Origin of the sequence: Pseudomonas sp. BCA17 (assembly GCF_004519405.1) — a bacterium.
GTDB lineage: Bacteria > Pseudomonadota > Gammaproteobacteria > Pseudomonadales > Pseudomonadaceae > Aquipseudomonas.
This window is the reverse complement of record NZ_SGWI01000005.1, coordinates 300,977-317,514: the sequence shown is the minus strand read 5'-3', so window position 1 is coordinate 317,514 and position 16,538 is coordinate 300,977. Positions and strand designations below refer to the sequence as shown.

Here is a 16,538-nt window from a genome sequence, read left to right as displayed (position 1 = left end):
GGGCTTTTTTATGCGCGTTTGTTCGTAGAATGGCTTTTTTATTTTGAGAGCCCTGCCATGTCCAAACCCTTGCTGAATCCCCAAGGCGAGTTCCCCGCCGTTGGCCTGGGCCGTCGACTGGCAGCGATGTTCTATGACTTCCTGCTGTGCACCGCCCTGCTGATCGTCACGGCGTTTATCTACAAGCTGGTGTGGATCGCATTTATCGGCGAAGCCAGGATGCGCACCCTCACCGAGTCCGGCGCACTGGACGGTGACCCCTTGCTGTCGACTATTCTGTTGTTTGTACTGTTTGGGTTCTTCGCCAAGTTCTGGACCCATTCCGGGCAAACCCTGGGCATGCAGGTGTGGGGCGTGCGCGTACAGAACGCCGACGGGTCACGCATCAGCCTGTGGCAGGCGCTGCTGCGCTTTGTGGTGTCGATTGCGTCGTGGTTGTGCGTGGGGCTGGGGTTTATCTGGTCGCTGTTCGATAAGCGCAAACGCAGCTGGCATGACATCTATTCGGACACGCAGCTGGTGCGGATTCCCAAGCAGAAAAAGTAAGCCAATACGCCTAATTTTTTGTAGGAGCGAGCTTGCTCGTGAAAAATTCACAGACGCCGCGTTCATTCAGGCAACACGCGTTATCGTTGACGTTTTTCGCGAGCAAGCCCGCTCCTACAGATGGCACTTACGCTTAACTGACTGGCATTAGCCAATACGCCGCTATCCAAATGTGGGAGCGTTTACCCCGGGTCAGGCGTTTCCGGCAAGCTTGAGGCGTGCGGCCTGGGTGAAATCCAGCATGCGCTTGAGCGGGCGCACGGCCTGCGGGATAACCGAGGGTTCGACAAAGATCTCGTTGCTGCCCTCACGCAGGCATTGCAGCGTGCGCTCCAGCGTGTTCATCGCCATCCACGGGCAGTGTGCGCAACTACGGCACGCGGCGCCGTTACCGGCGGTAGGCGCCTCGACAAAGACCTTATCCGGACACAGCTGCTGCATCTTGTAGAAGATGCCGCGATCGGTGGCGACGATAAAGGTCTTGTTCGGCAAACGCTGGGCAGCGGCAATCAGTTGGCTGGTGGAACCGACAGCGTCGGCCAGTTCGATCACCGACGTCGGCGACTCCGGGTGCACCAGGATCGCGGCATCCGGGTACAGCGCCTTCATGTCCTCCAGTTGCTTGGACTTGAACTCCTCGTGAACGATGCAGGCCCCGTCCCACAGCAGCATATCGGCACCGGTCTGGCGCTGAATATAGGTGCCCAGGTGCTTGTCCGGCCCCCAGATAATGGTCTCGCCGTTGTCCATCAGGCTCTCGACGATCTCCAACGCGCAGCTTGATGTCACGACCCAATCCGCTCGGGCTTTGACCGCCGCCGAAGTGTTGGCATACACCACCACCGTGCGCTCGGGATGCTGATCGCAGAACGCTGAAAACTCGTCCACCGGGCAACCCAGGTCCAGGGAGCACGTGGCTTCCAGGGTCGGCATGAGGATGCGTTTTTCAGGGGTGAGGATTTTCGCGGTCTCGCCCATGAAACGCACACCGGCGACCAGTACGGTCTTGGCCGGGTGAGCGGCACCGAAGCGGGCCATTTCCAGGGAGTCGGAGACGCAGCCACCGGTTTCTTCGGCCAGGGCCTGAATCACCGGGTCACAATAGAAGTGGGCGACCAGCACCGCGTCTTGAGCTTTAAGCTCGGCGGCGATGGCGGTTCGCAGGCTCGCCTCTTCGTCGGCGCTAAGGGCCTTGGGCTGCTTGGCGTCGAGGTGGGCTTGAACCAGTAGGCGTTCGGAAATTTGCGTCATGTTCGCAAGACCTGCAGGCGCAGTTGCGCGAAAGTCGAGTGTACCACCGGCTCTGGAGCCTTTCGGGCGCCGCCGGACGAAGTGATTGTATTCATCAAGCACGGTGAAGCTGCGCAAGGCTACAGAATATCGAATGGATTCAAAAGCCTAATCTGGCGTTCTTAAAGACGCGCCTGTCGGGCAATAACGGCGGGGTCGTCCTGCAGCAGAATCGAGTCTTGCAAACGGGCGAGGATTTCCTGGGATTTTTTGCTGGCCTGGGCCGCATGCTCAGCACCAAGCCGTCCTCATTAACCTTCAATCCAACCCAGCACACCGCGATGCTGGGCGGTTTGGCTAAGCCCCTGCGCGCCACCCATTGCAGGCGGCGCTTTTTCACAAGGCAAAAAAAAACCCGGAAATCCTCACTTTCGTGGGCCTTCCGGATTTTCTAAACCGCCAAATATGGTGGGTCGTGTGGGATTCGAACCTACGACCAATTGGTTAAAAGCCAACTGCTCTACCAACTGAGCTAACGACCCGCTGTGTGGTGGCGCGTATAATACTGATTTTTAAGGACTATTCAACACCTTATTTAAAATAAATCAGAAATAATGTGTTGGGGCCGTAATACCGGCCGGTTTGAAGCCCTCTAAACGTGGTCGGCAGGCGTCACATTCCCCAGGCCCGGCCGGCTCGTCAAGGCCGTAACAGGATGGCCGCACACCGCTTGATACGCAGAACGTATCCCCTGTCAGCGCCCCGGCTCGTCGTTCCACAGATATTTATGCAGCTGCAGTTGCAGGCGCACCGGCAGATTATCAGCCACTACCCAGTCAGCCAGGTCACGGGCATTCAGATCATGGTGGCTTGGGGAAAACAGCACCTCGCCTGCCCGGCGCTCCAACCCGTATTGAATCAGCTTGGACGTCGCCCAGTCATAGTCCTCACGGGAGCAGATCACGAACTTGACCTGATCGTTGGGCGTCAGCAGGTCCAAGTTCGCGTACAGATTGCGGTGCGCTTCCTTGGAGCCTGGAGTCTTGAGATCAACCACACGGCTTACGCGCGAGTCGACGGCGGAAATATCCAGGGCTCCACTGGTTTCCAGCGAGACCTCGTAACCGGCATCGCACAACTGCTTGAGCAAAGGGATGGCATTGGGTTGGGCCAGAGGCTCGCCCCCCGTCACGCAGACGTAACGCGGCTTGTAACCCGCAACTTGGGCCAGGATGTCGTCGAGGGTACGCACCGTACCGCCACTGAAGGCGTAGGCGCTGTCGCAGTATTGGCAACGCAAAGGGCAACCGGTCAACCGTACAAAAACGGTGGGCAGGCCGGCAGTTCGCGTTTCACCCTGCAAAGAGTAAAAAACTTCGGTGATGCGTAATGTGTCTTGCATAGTCGCCACGGGCGTAACAGCTAAACAGGCTGTCCGCCTCCGTCAGGCACTTCAAGGGATCGCGTCAACGCGTCAACCCCAGGAAGCGGGTGTCATAAAAGGGCGTGGATTCTAACGAAAAAACCCGCGCCAGGCGCGGGTTTCTTCTAAACGGCTGCATTGCTTACAAGCGTTGCAGATCCCGCTGAGCCAGCTGTGCGGCGGAAGTGCCCGGATATTGGGCAACCACCTGCTGCAGAATGCCTTTGACCTTGTCGGCATGACCCAGGCGACGTTCTACGTCAGCCAGTTTGTACAGTGAATCCGGTACCTTGGCGTGCTTGGGGTACAGCTGGCTGACCTTGGCAAACGCCTGGCCTGCTGCCTGTAAATCACCCTTGGCCAGGTTGACCTCGCCCAGCCAATACTGAGCATTGCCCGCGTATTGGCTGTTCGGGTATTTACGCAGGAATGCGGTAAAGGCCTGGCTGGCCTTATCGAAATCCTTGGCTTTGATCAGGTCGAAAGCAGCATCGTAATACAGCTTTTCCTTCGCCGGATCACCCGGTTCGCTGCTGGCAGCAGGGGCTTGGCTGGCGGCCGCGGCCCCTGCTGCTGCACCACCGACGGCAGCGCTTGGCGCGCCACCGGCAGAAGAATTATCAGGAGTAGCGGCTGGTGTAACGCCGGCTCCAATACGTCGATCAAGATCCTGGTAACGCTCCAGGCCTTCTTGTTTCAGCTGGTTTACTTGATTTTGCAGTACTTCAATGGCGCCTTGTTGCTGCGCGATCTGATCCTGCATGCGTTGCAGCTGGTTGAACAGTTCGCCCTGTGCCGAGGGGGCGGACGTAGCCGCTCCCCCAGCATAGGCGCCGTTCGTGCCATAACCCGCTGGCGGATAACTGCTCCCGCTATTGTTATAGCCAGAGTTGCTATCTTCCACAGGAACCGCAGCCCACACCGCAAGCGGTGCGAGGCTGAGAGCCAATACAGTTAGAGCACGACGGCACGTTCGCATGACGAATTACTTACGCAGTTCGACGCGACGGTTTTGAGCCCAGGACTGCTCGTCGTGGCCAGTAGCAACTGGACGCTCTTTACCGTAGGAAACCAGTTCCAGTTGGCCTGGAGCAACACCTTGCAGTACCAGGTAGCGCTGAACGGCTTTCGCACGACGCTCGCCCAGTGCCATGTTGTACTCACGAGTACCACGTTCGTCAGTGTTACCTTCCAGAACAACGCGAGCGCCGTTAGCTTTCAGGTCCTTGGCGTGAACGTCCAGAGCGCGCATGGCTTCTGGCTTCAGGTCAGAACTGTCGTATTCGAAGTAGAAAGTGGTGATAGCGCGCAGAGCAGCTTCTTCGCTCAGGGAGCCGTCAACTGCACCAGTGTTAGCGCCGTAACCAGCGTTTGGATCAACAGCTGCGCCTTCACCGGCATTGTCGCCGCCTTTAGACGAGCAACCAACGGCTACGGACAGAGCCAGAGCCAGAGCAGCAAACTTACCAAACTTCAGCATTTCCATCGTGAAACTCCTAATGAACCCCAGTGTGTTAAGCAAATCTTTTTGTAGCGCCGCGTCAGTTCAGGTAAGGGGACCAGGATGGTTCTCTGACTTCGCCTTGTGCGGTAGGAAGCGGGAGCCTTACACGTCCATTAATGGACACGAGCATCAAGACTCCCCGGCCCTGCTGGCGGGTGGCGTAGATTACCATGGTGCCGTTGGGCGCAACAGTGGCTGACTCATCAAGGTTGGTATCTGTAAGGATTTTTACGGTTCCGCGCTGCAAATCCTGGGCCGCAACCCGGAAATTAGTGAAACCATCCTGACGGTGAATCATCACCAACGTCTTTTCATCAGCCGAAAGCTTAGGGTTGGCATTGTAGTTACCAATAAAAGTAACGCGCTCTGCCCCACCGCCATTCACGTTCGCCTTATAGACCTGCGGCTTGCCGCCACGGTCGGAGGTGAAGTAGATGGTCGAACCATCCTTGCCCCAGAACGGCTCGGTGTTGATGCCTGGGCCTGAAGTCACGCGACTGATTTGGCGCGAAGCCATGTTCATCACGTAGATATCCGGGTTGCCGTCCTTGGACAGCACGAACGCCAGGCGCGAACCATCCGGCGACCAGGCGGGCGCACCGTTGAGGCCTTCGAAGTTGGTGATCTGCTCACGACGGCCAGTATCAATGTGCTGGACGAAGATACGCGGACGCTTCTGCTCAAACGACACATAGGCAATACGCTTGCCGTCCGGCGCAAAACGTGGCGACAGAATTGGCTCACGGGATTGCAGCAGGGTCACGGCGCGGGCACCGTCGTAGTCCGAACGCTGCAAGGTGTAGCGCGTGTTGTCTACGGAGAAACGTTCAGCGGTTACATACAGCAGACGCGTCGAGAAAGCACCTTTGATACCGGTGAGCTTTTCAAACGACTGGTCGGAGATGTAGTGAGCCATGTCGCGCAGTTGTTCGGCAGTACCCGATACGCTGCCGGTCAGGACCTGCTGCTCGGTGGCCACGTTGAACAACGTGTACTGGATCTGCAGGCGACCGCCGGCGGGCACAATGCTGCCGACCATCAGGTACTGCGCACCCACTGCCTTCCAGTCACGGAAGATGACTTCGCTGGCCTGGGTCGGCTGGCTGATCATGTTGCCTTTCGGAATCGGCGCGTAGTAACCGGAGTTGCGCAGGTCGTCGCTGACGATCTGGGCCATGTCGTCCGGCAACACGCTGCCGCCCTGCCAGCCAAACGGTACAACGGCGATCGGAGTGGCCCGATCGCTACCGCTGGTGACCAGGATGTTCTTTTCATCCGCCGCCGCTATCCCTGCCATACAGCAAATAACGACAAGCATTCCTCGAAGAAGGTTTCTCACAAGGCTAGATCCTCAGGTGTGAATGTCATCTTGAATGAACGATAGGGAGCGAAGTCGCTTGGTTTCATTCCCTGCATCTCGGTCAACCGGCCAATATTCTTGACCGCGGCAACCGCTGAACTGTCGAACGAACCGTCACCACTGGACTTGGCCACGCTGACCGAAGTCACCGTACCGTCCGGCAACATGCCGATCTGCAGCACTACTGTCATACCTTTACGTGCCGAAGGTGGACGCGTCCAACCTTCTGCTGCCCGCGCCCGAATCAGGTCGTCGAAACTGCCCGCGACGTCGTCACCACGTTCATCGGCCAAGGCTTGCTGACGCTGAGGCGTGTCCGAGAGCAAATCTGCCAAGGCCTGGGCCTTTTTCTCTTCGGCGGATTTACGTGCTGCTTCCTGGGCCTTTTTCTTCTGGGCGTCGGCGGCAGCTTTCTTCTTCGCTTCGTCGGCGACTTTCTTCTTCGCCTCGTCTGCTTCAGCTTTTTTCTTGGCGTCTTCGGCGGCTTTCTTCTTCGCGTCTTCGACTATCTTTTTCTTGGCTTCTTCAGCGGCCTTTTTCTTGGCCTCTTCTTCGGCAGCCTTTTTGGCTTCTTCTTCAGATTTCTTCTTGGCTATATCAGCCAATTGTTTCTCTTCGGCCTTTTTCGCTTCGGCAGCTTTCTCGGCTTTCTTGGCTTCATCAGCCTTTTTCGCCTCGTCCGCTTTCTTGGCTTCGTCAGCCTTTTTCGATTCCTCGGCCTTTTGAGCCGCCTCTTCTTTCTTTTGTTCCGCAGCAGCCTTCACCGCTTCCTGCTCGACCTTCTTCTGTTCCATCTGCTCGACTTCAGTCTGGCGCGCAGCCGACTTCTGGGCTTCACCCGCAATCTTCTGATTGGTCTGGGTGGTGGCCTGACTTTTCGATTTCAGCTGATACAGGGTCGCCTGCACGATCGGCTTGGCTGGCGGCAGGTCCGGGGTCATGGCGAAGCTGACGAACAGCATGCCAAACACCAGGACGTGCAGGGCGATTGCCCAGACGCTAGGCCAGAAGTAGCTTTCCGAGGCGGACGGCTCTCGCTGTTGCTGCATCAGGGCGCCTCGGTAATCAAGCCAACGTTACCGACGCCGGCCTTCTGCAGCCCGCCCATGGCGCCCATGACGGAGCCATAGTCGACCGCCTTGTCGCCGCGGATGAAGACCTGGGTGTGCTTGCCGCCTTCGTTGCCGGAGCGAATGATCTTGGTCACCGCATCGGTCATCGCCGGCAAGGTCAGCGCCTTGTCCTGCTGCTTCTGGGTATCGACTTCGCTGCCAAGGTTCCAGTAGTAGGTCTTGTCGGACTTGATCGAAATGGTCAGCACCTGGGTGTTGTTGTCCTGAGGCAAGGCTTCGCTGGAAACCTTGGGCAGGTCAACCTTCACACCCTGGTTGAGCATCGGCGCGGTCACCATGAAGATCACCAGCAGCACCAGCATCACGTCGATGTAAGGCACTACGTTCATCTCGGCGACCGGCTTGCGCTTGGTTCGAGCTCGAGTGATTAAAGCCATCGGGAGGTACCTGCTTATTCTTCGCTGGTGTGCACTTTACGGTGCAGGATCGCCTGGAACTCATCGGCGAAGGTGTAGTAACGGCCAATCAGGTTTTCACCGCGAGCGGCAAAACGGTTGTAGGCAATTACTGCGGGGATGGCAGCGAACAGGCCGATCGCGGTGGCGACCAGGGCCTCGGCGATACCCGGGGCAACGGTGGCCAGGGTCGCTTGCTGCGCCTGGGCCAGGCCACGGAAGGAGTTCATGATCCCCCACACGGTACCGAACAGACCGATGTACGGACTGACCGAACCTACGGTGGCGAGGAACGGCAGGCTTTGCTCAAGTTTCTCTTCTTCGCGGGAGATAGCGACGCGCATGGCACGGGCTACGCCTTCCATCACGGCTTCAGGATCAACGCCGGGCTGCTGGCGCAGACGGGAGAACTCCTTGAAACCGGCGCGGAAGATCTGCTCCACACCCGAGTCCGGGTCCGGGTTGCTGCCGGCCTGGCGGTACAGCTTGGACAGGTCGATACCTGACCAGAAGCGCTCTTCAAAGCTCTCCAGGGCACGTCGACCAGCACGCAGCAAGTTGCTGCGCTGAAAAATCATGACCCAAGAGGTAACCGATGCGGCTACCAGGATCAGCATCACCAGTTGAACCACGACACTGGCATTGCTGACCAGGCTCCACATGGAGGAATGGTCGACGACGGTAGGTTCCACGCTAAATCTCCTGCTTTGATTGGTTACCCGCGCCGCTTACGCCGGCAAAGGCCGAACGTAGAGCTTCGGGAATGGCCCGGGGTTTCAAACTATTGGTGCGCACACAGGCCACCAGGAACTGCCCCTCACAGAGCAGCGTTGCATCCGTTGCCCGCCTGACCTGCTGCTTGAAACGCAGGCTGACACGGTTCAATTCGATTACTTCAGCGCTTACCAACAACTCGTCGTCCAACCGCGCCGGCGCGTGGTAGCGCGCCTCGCTGGAATGCACGACAAATAACAGGTCCTCTCCTGCCAGCTCGGATTGGGCAAAGCCCAGCTCCCGCAGCCGCTCGGTTCGGGCCCGCTCCATGAACTTGAGGTAATTGACGTAATACACGATACCGCCGGCATCGGTGTCCTCGTAATAAACGCGACAGCGATGTACGAACGACTGATCCCCGTTTTGCGCGCGCATACTCTAGTGCTTACTCCTCAGGTTGCCAATCCGGCCCGTCACTGTTTTTTTCATTCTCGATCTTCATTCCGAAGATATTTCCAACCACTGAATGACGACACCAGCCACTAGGACAGCACAAACTTCGGATAAATCGACTGGCGTAACCTTTTTAATCGTCCACTGCATCGAGGAATTCGTCTACCACGGGCATTTCACCCAATCGTGACGGAATGTTAAGCCCGAAGTGCAAATAGGCATGCCGCGTCACCACCCGCCCTCTTGGCGTACGCATGATGTAACCCTGTTGGATCAGGTACGGCTCGAGTACGTCCTCGATGGTATGGCGCTCTTCACTGATCGCAGCCGCCAGGCTGTCCACACCGACCGGGCCACCGTCGAACTTCTCGATCATGGTCAGGAGCAGACGTCGATCCTGGTGATCGAAGCCATGCTCATCCACATCCAGCAGGTTCAATGCCAGATCCGCGACGGCCTTGGTGATATGCCCCTTGGCCCGCACCTCGGCAAAGTCGCGTACCCGACGCAGCAAGCGGTTGGCGATCCGTGGCGTGCCCCGGGCGCGGCGGGCGATTTCAAACGCACCCTCCGGATCCAGCGGCAAGCCGAGAATGTTCGCCGAACGACTGACAATGGTCGCCAAGTCGGCGGTGCTGTAGAACTCCAGACGTTGAACAATGCCGAAACGGTCTCGCAACGGGTTGGTCAACATGCCTGCACGTGTGGTCGCACCCACGAGGGTAAAGGGCGGCAGGTCGAGCTTGATCGAGCGCGCGGCAGGGCCTTCGCCGATCATGATATCCAGCTGAAAATCTTCCATGGCCGGGTACAGCACTTCCTCGACAATCGGCGACAGCCGATGGATCTCGTCGATAAACAGCACGTCGTGGGGCTCAAGATTGGTCAGCAGGGCGGCCAGATCACCCGGACGCTCCAGCACCGGCCCGGAGGTCGACTTGATCGACACACCCATTTCCTGGGCAATGATATTGGCCAACGTGGTTTTACCCAGCCCCGGCGGACCGAAGATCAGCGTGTGATCCAGGGACTCACTGCGCCCGCGTGCAGCCTGGATGAACAGCTCCATTTGCTCGCGCACGGTCGGCTGGCCGATGTATTCGGACAGGCTCAGGGGGCGAATGGCCCGATCCTGGACTTCTTCACGGTCGCGCGGGCCGGTGGCCGCGATCAGACGATCAGCTTCAATCACTTAAATCATTCCCTTCAGGGCTCGACGGATCATGTCTTCGGCGCTCAGGTTCTTGTCCTTGATGGCCGACACCGCCTTGCTTGCTTCCTGCGGCTTGTAGCCCAGGGAAATCAGCGCGTTGACGGCATCGCTTTCTGCACTGGCGACCTGGGCCGCCGGCATATCCGGCTGGTTAGGCACCAGCGCGAACATGCTGGGTACGACCTCCCAGGCTTTGAAACGATCCTTGAGCTCCACCAGCAGGCGCTCTGCGGTTTTCTTGCCGACACCCGGCACCTTGGTCAAGGCTGAGGTGTCCTGGGCCGAAACCGCGCGCACCAACTCATCCACTTCCAGGCTGGACATCAACGCCAACGCAAGTTTGGGTCCTACGCCATTCAGGCGGATCAGCTCGCGGAAGAAGTCGCGGTCGCGCTTGCCGATGAAACCATAGAGCAATTGCGCGTCCTCGCGCACCACCAGGTGCGTGTGCAGCGTAATCGGCTCGCCGACCGACGGCAGGCGATAGAGGGTGGTCATGGGCACTTCCAGCTCATACCCCAGCCCATTTACATCCAGAATCAGGTGCGGCGGCTGTTTCTCAGCCAGGGTGCCGCGCAAGCGTCCAATCACGGTTCAGATCCTTAAAGCTTGGGGTCAGATCGAAGCCTGACCGGAAATAACGATTGCGCTGATGCTATCAGAGACGCAGCCGCCCGCCACGACTGCGTGCCGTACCGAGGCCATGGGGCAGCAGGCTGGAACGGGTGTGCGCATGGCAAATGGCAATGGCCAGGGCGTCGGAGGCATCGATTTGCGGTTTGGAAGTGAGCTTGAGCATGTGCATGACCATCATTTGTACTTGCTCCTTATTGGCCGCACCGGTGCCGACCACGGCCTGCTTGACCTGGGTCGCGGTGTATTCGGCGATCTCCATGCCCTCCTCCGCACCGGCGACAATCGCGGCGCCGCGGGCCTGGCCGAGCTTCAGCGCCGAGTCGGCATTTTTTGCCATGAACACTTTCTCGATGCCCATCGTGACCGGGCCATAGGTCTGGATGACCTCGCGCACACCGCGATAAACGATCTGCAGGCGCTCGGCCAGTTCGCCCGCACCGGTGCGGATGCAGCCCGAGGCCACATACACGCAGCCACGCGGGGTCTGTTGGACCACGCCAAAACCGGTGATGCGCGAGCCGGGGTCGATACCTAGGATTAAAGTCATAACGCCTGCGGGTTGAATAAAACAAATTTTGATACATCGAATTTCCAATGTGAGAGGGGGCTTGCTCCCGACAGCGGTGGTTCAGTCGATTTATAAATGACCGATATACCGTCATCGGGAGCAAGCCCCCTCCCACATTGTGATTCACATCGCCCTTCAGCCTAGCTGTTCGGCCACTGACTCCGGGATGTCAGCGTTGGAATACACGTTCTGCACATCATCCAGGTCTTCAAGCATATCCAGCATCTTCAACACTTTCTGCGCGCCGTCCAGGTCCAGTTCGGCGCTGGTGGTCGGCAGCATCACGATTTCCGCGTCGGTGCCTTTGAAACCGGCGGCTTCCAGGGCGTTGCGCACCGCGTAGAAACTGGCGAACGAGGTAAACACGTCGATGGAGCCATCTTCGTTGGTCACCACATCGTCGGCATCCGCCTCCATCGCAGCCTCCATCAGTGCGTCTTCATCCGTTCCTGGCGCGAAGGTGATCTGCCCCTTGCGCTCAAACAGATAGGCCACCGAGCCGTCGGTGCCGAGGTTGCCGCCGCACTTGCTGAATGCGTGGCGCACGGCAGCCGCGGTACGGTTGCGGTTGTCGGTCATGCACTCGACCATCACCGCCACACCGCCCGGGCCGTAGCCTTCGTAGCTCAGTTCGACCATGTCATCGGTGTCGGCGGCACCGGCACCACGGGCTACGGCGCGATCAATGATGTCACGGCTCATATTGGCGCCAAGGGCCTTGTCCAGCGCCAGGCGCAGGCGCGGGTTGGAGCCCGGATCACCACCGCCCTGGCGGGCCGCAACGGTCAGTTCACGAATCCACTTGGTGAAGATCTTGCCCTTCTTGGCATCCTGACGCTCTTTGCGGTGCTTGATGTTCGCCCACTTGGAATGGCCAGCCATAACACAACTCCGAAATTCTGTAGAAACCTTATCAACCCCGCCCCAGGGCGGACTTTTCTTTTTAAAGTGCAGCCCTTGTAACGCAAAGGCGCATCCGAAGATGCGCCTTTTTTGACTGCGTAAACCTCAGTGCGTTTTCACGCAGCGGCCTTACTCAGCCTTCGGCGTCTCGCGCAGGCGAATGTGCAGCTCGCGCAGCGCCTTGGCATCCACCACCCCCGGTGCCTGGGTCATTACGTCCGCAGCACTCTGGGTTTTCGGGAAGGCAATCACTTCACGGATCGACTGGGCGCCGGTCATCAGCATCACCAGACGGTCCAGACCGAACGCCAGACCACCGTGGGGCGGTGCGCCATACTTCAGTGCGTCGAGCAGGAAGCCAAACTTCTCTTCCTGTTCCGCTTCGTTGATGCCCAACAGACGGAACACCGCTTGCTGCATCTCTTTGCGGTGGATACGGATCGAACCGCCACCCAGCTCGGTACCGTTGAGCACCATGTCGTAGGCACGCGACAGAGCGCCCGCCGGGTTGGCTTCCAGTTCGGCCGGCGAACACTTCGGCGCGGTGAACGGGTGGTGCAAGGCGCTGAAGCTGCCGTCGTCGTTCTCTTCGAACATCGGGAAGTCAACGACCCACATCGGAGCCCATTCACAGGTCAGCAGGTTCAGGTCATGGCCGAGCTTGATGCGCAGTGCGCCCAAGGCTTCGCTGACGATCTTGGCCTTGTCGGCGCCGAAGAACACGATGTCGCCATCGACTGCACCGACGCGATCGAGGATCGCGTTCAGATTGTCCAGCGGAATGTTTTTCACGATCGGCGATTGCAGGCCGTCAACACCGTTGGCGCGCTCGTTGACCTTGATGTACGCCAGGCCCTTGGCACCGTAGATGCCGACGAACTTGGTGTAATCGTCGATCTGCTTGCGCGGCATGCTCGCGCCGCCAGGCACGCGCAGGGCGGCGATACGGCACTTCGGATCGTTGGCCGGGCCACTGAACACCTTGAAATCAACTTCCTTGAGCTGATCGGCAACGTCCACCAGTTCCAGCGGGTTACGCAGGTCTGGCTTATCGGAACCGTAGCGGCGCATGGCTTCTTCGAAGGTCATGTGCGGGAAATCGCCGAACTCCAGGCCCAGCACTTCCTTGAACAGGTTGCGGATCATTTGCTCGGTCAGGCCCATGATCTCTTTTTCATCGAGGAAACTGGTCTCGATGTCGATCTGGGTGAATTCAGGCTGGCGGTCGGCGCGCAGGTCTTCGTCGCGGAAGCACTTGGCGATCTGGTAGTAACGGTCGAAGCCGGCCACCATCAGCAACTGCTTGAACAACTGCGGCGATTGCGGCAGGGCGAAGAACGAACCCGCGTGAGTGCGGCTAGGCACCAGGTAGTCACGCGCGCCTTCCGGAGTGGCGCGGGTCAGAATCGGCGTTTCGACGTCGAGGAAGCCGTTCTCGTCGAGGAAGCGGCGGATGCTGGTGGTCATGCGCGAACGCAGGCGCAGCTTCTCGGCCATTTCCGGACGACGCAGGTCCAGGAAGCGGTAGCGCAGGCGGGTTTCTTCGCCCACGTCGGAATATTCATTGAGTGGGAACGGCGGGGTTTCCGACTCGTTCAACACTTCCAGTTCATAGCCCAGCACTTCAATACCGCCGGACGCCATGTTCTTGTTCACGGCACCGGCCGGACGCAGGCGTACCTTGCCGGTGATCTTCACGACGTATTCGCTGCGCACACGGTCGGCGGCGGCAAAGCTCTCGGCGCGGTCCGGGTCGAACACCACCTGGGCCAGACCATCACGATCACGGATATCGAGGAAAATCACCCCGCCGTGGTCGCGACGACGGTGAACCCATCCGCAAAGGGTGATTTCCTGACCTTCCAGGGTCTCGTTCAGTTGGCCGCAATAGTGGCTGCGCATCATGGTAGTGGTTTCACTTCTCGTAATTCGAAATTCGGTGGAGGCCCGCCTCGTCACCGTACATTAAAGCAGGGGACGGATAATGCAGGAGCCTGCGCGTAGAGTTCAACTCAGTCTGCTTTGTCGCCGCCCGCCAGGTTCTTCTTCGAACCGGTCTTGAAGTCGGTTTCGTACCAGCCGCTGCCACTCAGGCGAAAGCCCGGCATGGACAACATCTTCTTCAGCTCAGGCGCCTGGCAGGCAGGGCAGTCGACCAGTGCTGCTTCACTGATCTTTTGAATGGCTTCCAACTGATGACCACAGGAGGCACATTGATAGTCGTACATGGGCATGGAGATGTCTCGGCGATCAGATCATTACTGCGCCACGCCTGCTCATTACTCGACAGAGAGCGGGGAGAAAGCCCGGCATGCGCAGCAAAGCGCGGGATTATATCTGGTAAATCGAGACAGCGCAGCCGGCTTTCTGCCCGAAGCTCGGCCCGCCATTACAGTGGGCCGGCTCCACTACTGCCGGGCTAATCGGACGTGAGGGCAACGCGGCCTTTTAACAGGTGAACCACGCACACCACCCTGACCAGCCCACTGAAGTTTTTCACCCCGCCATGCCGCAAGTGCACTTCCCGATCGACATAGGACAACAATGCACTGACCGAGCACGCATTGATCCCGGCTATTTCCGTGAGGATATTCCAATAGATCTGTTCAAGTCGCAGACAGGTGGAAAACCCATTGAGCCTGACCGAACGGGACAACGGCTTGGCCAGCCCCATATCGAACCCCTTAGCGAAGGGGTCGACCTTTATCTTGTGAAAACCGCAGGTCTCCATCACTCCCTTACCCATTCCACGTGACATACACCTGACACTCCATTGCCAAACAGCAGCCCATGGGCTCTTCCCATTGGACAGTGGGCCTATAAAACAGCAGGACGCGAGGAGCAGCCAGAAGACAGGGAGTCGATAGTCGTAGGACAACGCCAGGAAGTGCACGGAAACAAGCGGGCAGCGCCAGGAAGGCGCTACCCGGGCTCACCCCTTACTTGTTTTCAAGCAGGGAGCGCAGCATCCACGCGGTTTTCTCGTGGACCTGCATGCGCTGGGTCAGCAGGTCCGCCGTCGGCTCATCGCTGACTTTGTCGAGCAATGGGAAAATGCCACGCGCAGTGCGCGTCACCGCTTCCTGGCCGGCGACCAGTTGCTTGATCATCTCTTCGGCGCTTGGCACCCCCTCTTCCTCCTTGATGGAAGAAAGACGGGCATAGATCGAATAAGCACCCGGCGCCGGAAACCCAAGGGCACGGATACGCTCGGCAATGGAGTCCACCGCCAGCGCCAGTTCGTTGTACTGCTCTTCAAACATCAAATGCAGCGTACGGAACATGGGGCCTGTGACGTTCCAATGGAAGTTGTGGGTTTTCAGATACAGCACATAGGTATCGGACAGCAGCCGTGAAAGTCCGTCGACGATGGATTTACGGTCTTCTTCACTGATACCAATATCGATTGCCATGTTTTTCCCCTTCAATTGACGAGCATTCATTGATCAGGTGCAGGACCACTCTAGCAAGAGTGCCAGCGGTGTGCAGCCGCCCCGCCCAAAGTGAAGTGCGGCAAATCGCCCCTCTGCGGTTTGCCGACCAGCGGTTGGCAAGCCTTCAGGGAGTAGGACAGTCCTCAAAATGCCGCTCAAAAATCCCGCACCTGTCTAGGACAAGCGTTTGGCGCAGAAATGCCCAATCCGCTGTAACACCCCGAAATGCTTGATTTGAGTAGGCACAGCCTTTGCTGTTAAATAGGTGGCGTGTGGTGGCCGTTTATTTCTGCGGCCCACCCCATAGGCTGATACCCGCGTACGTGCTCAACGCCTCCCATTGTTCAGAAGCGAACCGTGCCAGTCAGCTCTTCCTTCGTGATCCGTCTTAACGTGAGTTAATCAAAATGTTGAAAATCGTCCACCTGCTAACGGGCGTTGCAGCTTTGCTGCTGTCGTTTATCCCGAGCCTGCAGCCTGAAAGCCTGCCTTATCTGGAACAACACGACGCCCTGTACCTGGCCTTGTTCGGCCTTCTCAACCTGACGCTGGCACCGGTAATCCCTTACTGGAACAAAGGCACGCGTCATCAACTGCAAAATCTGGTCAGCGCGCTGCTGGTACTGACCGTTGTCGTTCAAACCCTCACCCTCCTGGCACCAATGCCTGAAGTGGGCGGCCACCCGGCCATCCTGCTCAGCCTGGTGATTGCTGTGGTCGCTATCGTTCTTCACCTGGCCATCAGCTTCTACCGTTCGTCCCCTGCAGCCGCGTCGCAAAACTACGACATGACCAACCGGGATACCGGTACCGTCAAGTGGTTCAACACGTCCAAAGGCTTCGGCTTTATTTCCCGCGATTCGGGCGACGATATTTTCGTCCACTTCCGGGCTATCCGTGGCGAAGGCCATCGCGTTCTGGTCGAAGGCCAGCGTGTGGAGTTCTCTGTCATGAACCGTGACAAAGGCCTGCAAGCCGAAGATGTAATCGCTGCTCTGCCGCGTCGCTGATCCCAGCCTTCGCAGC

The 16,538-nt window shown here is 58.4% G+C and carries 19 protein-coding genes and 1 tRNA gene; 2 read left to right on the top strand and 18 right to left on the bottom strand.

Annotated elements, in window-relative coordinates; all coding sequences use genetic code 11:
• Positions 1–57 precede the first annotated feature (57 nt).
• On the top strand, positions 58–546 hold the full coding sequence (locus tag EXW71_RS20020; protein ID WP_134660113.1) for an RDD family protein: 489 nt from the start codon (positions 58–60) through the stop codon (positions 544–546).
• A 192-nt stretch (positions 547–738) separates the two neighbouring features.
• Here the strand turns inward: EXW71_RS20020 and nadA are convergent, their stop codons facing one another.
• The 18 genes from nadA to EXW71_RS19930 form a co-directional block, all read right to left on the bottom strand.
• A complete protein-coding gene (nadA, locus tag EXW71_RS20015) occupies positions 739–1,797 on the bottom strand; it encodes a quinolinate synthase NadA (protein ID WP_060754176.1) in 1,059 nt (352 codons plus the stop codon).
• Positions 1,798–2,242: 445 nt separating this feature from the next.
• A tRNA-Lys gene (locus tag EXW71_RS20010) sits at positions 2,243–2,318 on the bottom strand.
• 212 nt (positions 2,319–2,530) lie between these two features.
• Complete coding sequence (gene queE, locus EXW71_RS20005; RefSeq protein ID WP_123715705.1) at positions 2,531–3,178, bottom strand: 7-carboxy-7-deazaguanine synthase QueE; 648 nt, start codon at positions 3,176–3,178, stop codon at positions 2,531–2,533.
• A 163-nt stretch (positions 3,179–3,341) separates the two neighbouring features.
• Complete coding sequence (gene ybgF / locus EXW71_RS20000; RefSeq protein WP_134660114.1) at positions 3,342–4,178, bottom strand: tol-pal system protein YbgF; 837 nt, start codon at positions 4,176–4,178, stop codon at positions 3,342–3,344.
• Positions 4,179–4,184: 6 nt separating this feature from the next.
• Positions 4,185–4,685, bottom strand: a complete 501-nt coding sequence (gene pal, locus EXW71_RS19995; RefSeq protein ID WP_003209827.1) for a peptidoglycan-associated lipoprotein Pal — start codon at positions 4,683–4,685, stop codon at positions 4,185–4,187.
• Between the two features lie 55 nt (positions 4,686–4,740).
• Positions 4,741–6,021, bottom strand: a complete 1,281-nt coding sequence (gene tolB, locus EXW71_RS19990; RefSeq protein WP_177421600.1) for a Tol-Pal system beta propeller repeat protein TolB — start codon at positions 6,019–6,021, stop codon at positions 4,741–4,743.
• Positions 6,022–6,038: 17 nt separating this feature from the next.
• Positions 6,039–7,112, bottom strand: a complete 1,074-nt coding sequence (gene tolA / locus EXW71_RS19985) for a cell envelope integrity protein TolA (protein WP_090368866.1) — start codon at positions 7,110–7,112, stop codon at positions 6,039–6,041.
• On the bottom strand, positions 7,112–7,564 hold the full coding sequence (gene tolR, locus EXW71_RS19980) for a protein TolR (RefSeq protein ID WP_161634127.1): 453 nt from the start codon (positions 7,562–7,564) through the stop codon (positions 7,112–7,114). The genes tolA and tolR overlap by 1 nt, the downstream gene beginning before the upstream one ends.
• A 23-nt stretch (positions 7,565–7,587) precedes the next feature.
• Positions 7,588–8,283: a protein TolQ gene (gene tolQ / locus EXW71_RS19975; RefSeq protein WP_003175799.1), complete on the bottom strand. Its 696-nt coding sequence runs from the start codon at positions 8,281–8,283 to the stop codon at positions 7,588–7,590.
• 1 nt (position 8,284) lies between these two features.
• Positions 8,285–8,740, bottom strand: a complete 456-nt coding sequence (gene ybgC / locus EXW71_RS19970; protein WP_123715708.1) for a tol-pal system-associated acyl-CoA thioesterase — start codon at positions 8,738–8,740, stop codon at positions 8,285–8,287.
• Positions 8,741–8,891: 151 nt separating this feature from the next.
• Positions 8,892–9,950 (bottom strand): Holliday junction branch migration DNA helicase RuvB, encoded by a 1,059-nt coding sequence (gene ruvB / locus EXW71_RS19965; RefSeq protein WP_134660115.1) that lies wholly within the window; start codon positions 9,948–9,950, stop codon positions 8,892–8,894.
• Positions 9,951–10,562 (bottom strand): Holliday junction branch migration protein RuvA, encoded by a 612-nt coding sequence (ruvA, locus tag EXW71_RS19960; protein ID WP_003193868.1) that lies wholly within the window; start codon positions 10,560–10,562, stop codon positions 9,951–9,953.
• A gap of 67 nt (positions 10,563–10,629) precedes the next feature.
• A complete protein-coding gene (gene ruvC / locus EXW71_RS19955) occupies positions 10,630–11,154 on the bottom strand; it encodes a crossover junction endodeoxyribonuclease RuvC (RefSeq protein WP_016975450.1) in 525 nt (174 codons plus the stop codon).
• A 156-nt stretch (positions 11,155–11,310) separates the two neighbouring features.
• Positions 11,311–12,057 carry a YebC/PmpR family DNA-binding transcriptional regulator gene (locus tag EXW71_RS19950; RefSeq protein ID WP_071489392.1) on the bottom strand — a complete coding sequence of 249 codons (747 nt, stop codon included), beginning with the start codon at positions 12,055–12,057 and terminating at the stop codon, positions 11,311–11,313.
• A gap of 150 nt (positions 12,058–12,207) precedes the next feature.
• Positions 12,208–13,983 (bottom strand): aspartate--tRNA ligase, encoded by a 1,776-nt coding sequence (gene aspS, locus EXW71_RS19945; RefSeq protein WP_071489391.1) that lies wholly within the window; start codon positions 13,981–13,983, stop codon positions 12,208–12,210.
• A 107-nt stretch (positions 13,984–14,090) separates the two neighbouring features.
• Positions 14,091–14,312: an FmdB family zinc ribbon protein gene (locus tag EXW71_RS19940; protein ID WP_123715710.1), complete on the bottom strand. Its 222-nt coding sequence runs from the start codon at positions 14,310–14,312 to the stop codon at positions 14,091–14,093.
• A gap of 185 nt (positions 14,313–14,497) precedes the next feature.
• Positions 14,498–14,836 (bottom strand): ribbon-helix-helix domain-containing protein, encoded by a 339-nt coding sequence (locus EXW71_RS19935; RefSeq protein ID WP_123715711.1) that lies wholly within the window; start codon positions 14,834–14,836, stop codon positions 14,498–14,500.
• Between the two features lie 181 nt (positions 14,837–15,017).
• Positions 15,018–15,491, bottom strand: a complete 474-nt coding sequence (locus EXW71_RS19930) for a Dps family protein (protein ID WP_105695396.1) — start codon at positions 15,489–15,491, stop codon at positions 15,018–15,020.
• A 428-nt stretch (positions 15,492–15,919) separates the two neighbouring features.
• Here EXW71_RS19930 and EXW71_RS29230 point away from each other — a divergent pair, with 428 nt between their 5' ends.
• A complete protein-coding gene (locus tag EXW71_RS29230) occupies positions 15,920–16,522 on the top strand; it encodes a cold-shock protein (protein WP_003193875.1) in 603 nt (200 codons plus the stop codon).
• Positions 16,523–16,538: the final 16 nt, after the last annotated feature.

Coding starts and splice junctions, on each gene's coding strand:
- pal (WP_003209827.1), bottom strand. CDS start 4,685: ATGGAAATGCTGAAGTTTGGTAAGTTTGCTGCTCTGGCTCTGGCTCTG.
- tolA (WP_090368866.1), bottom strand. CDS start 7,112: ATGCAGCAACAGCGAGAGCCGTCCGCCTCGGAAAGCTACTTCTGGCCT.
- EXW71_RS20020 (WP_134660113.1), top strand. CDS start 58: ATGTCCAAACCCTTGCTGAATCCCCAAGGCGAGTTCCCCGCCGTTGGC.
- nadA (WP_060754176.1), bottom strand. CDS start 1,797: ATGACGCAAATTTCCGAACGCCTACTGGTTCAAGCCCACCTCGACGCC.
- EXW71_RS19940 (WP_123715710.1), bottom strand. CDS start 14,312: ATGCCCATGTACGACTATCAATGTGCCTCCTGTGGTCATCAGTTGGAA.
- ruvC (WP_016975450.1), bottom strand. CDS start 11,154: ATGACTTTAATCCTAGGTATCGACCCCGGCTCGCGCATCACCGGTTTT.
- EXW71_RS29230 (WP_003193875.1), top strand. CDS start 15,920: ATGTTGAAAATCGTCCACCTGCTAACGGGCGTTGCAGCTTTGCTGCTG.
- ybgF (WP_134660114.1), bottom strand. CDS start 4,178: ATGCGAACGTGCCGTCGTGCTCTAACTGTATTGGCTCTCAGCCTCGCA.
- EXW71_RS19950 (WP_071489392.1), bottom strand. CDS start 12,057: ATGGCTGGCCATTCCAAGTGGGCGAACATCAAGCACCGCAAAGAGCGT.
- aspS (WP_071489391.1), bottom strand. CDS start 13,983: ATGATGCGCAGCCACTATTGCGGCCAACTGAACGAGACCCTGGAAGGT.
- tolB (WP_177421600.1), bottom strand. CDS start 6,021: ATGCTTGTCGTTATTTGCTGTATGGCAGGGATAGCGGCGGCGGATGAA.
- EXW71_RS19935 (WP_123715711.1), bottom strand. CDS start 14,836: ATGTCACGTGGAATGGGTAAGGGAGTGATGGAGACCTGCGGTTTTCAC.
- queE (WP_123715705.1), bottom strand. CDS start 3,178: ATGCAAGACACATTACGCATCACCGAAGTTTTTTACTCTTTGCAGGGT.
- EXW71_RS19930 (WP_105695396.1), bottom strand. CDS start 15,491: ATGGCAATCGATATTGGTATCAGTGAAGAAGACCGTAAATCCATCGTC.
- ybgC (WP_123715708.1), bottom strand. CDS start 8,740: ATGCGCGCGCAAAACGGGGATCAGTCGTTCGTACATCGCTGTCGCGTT.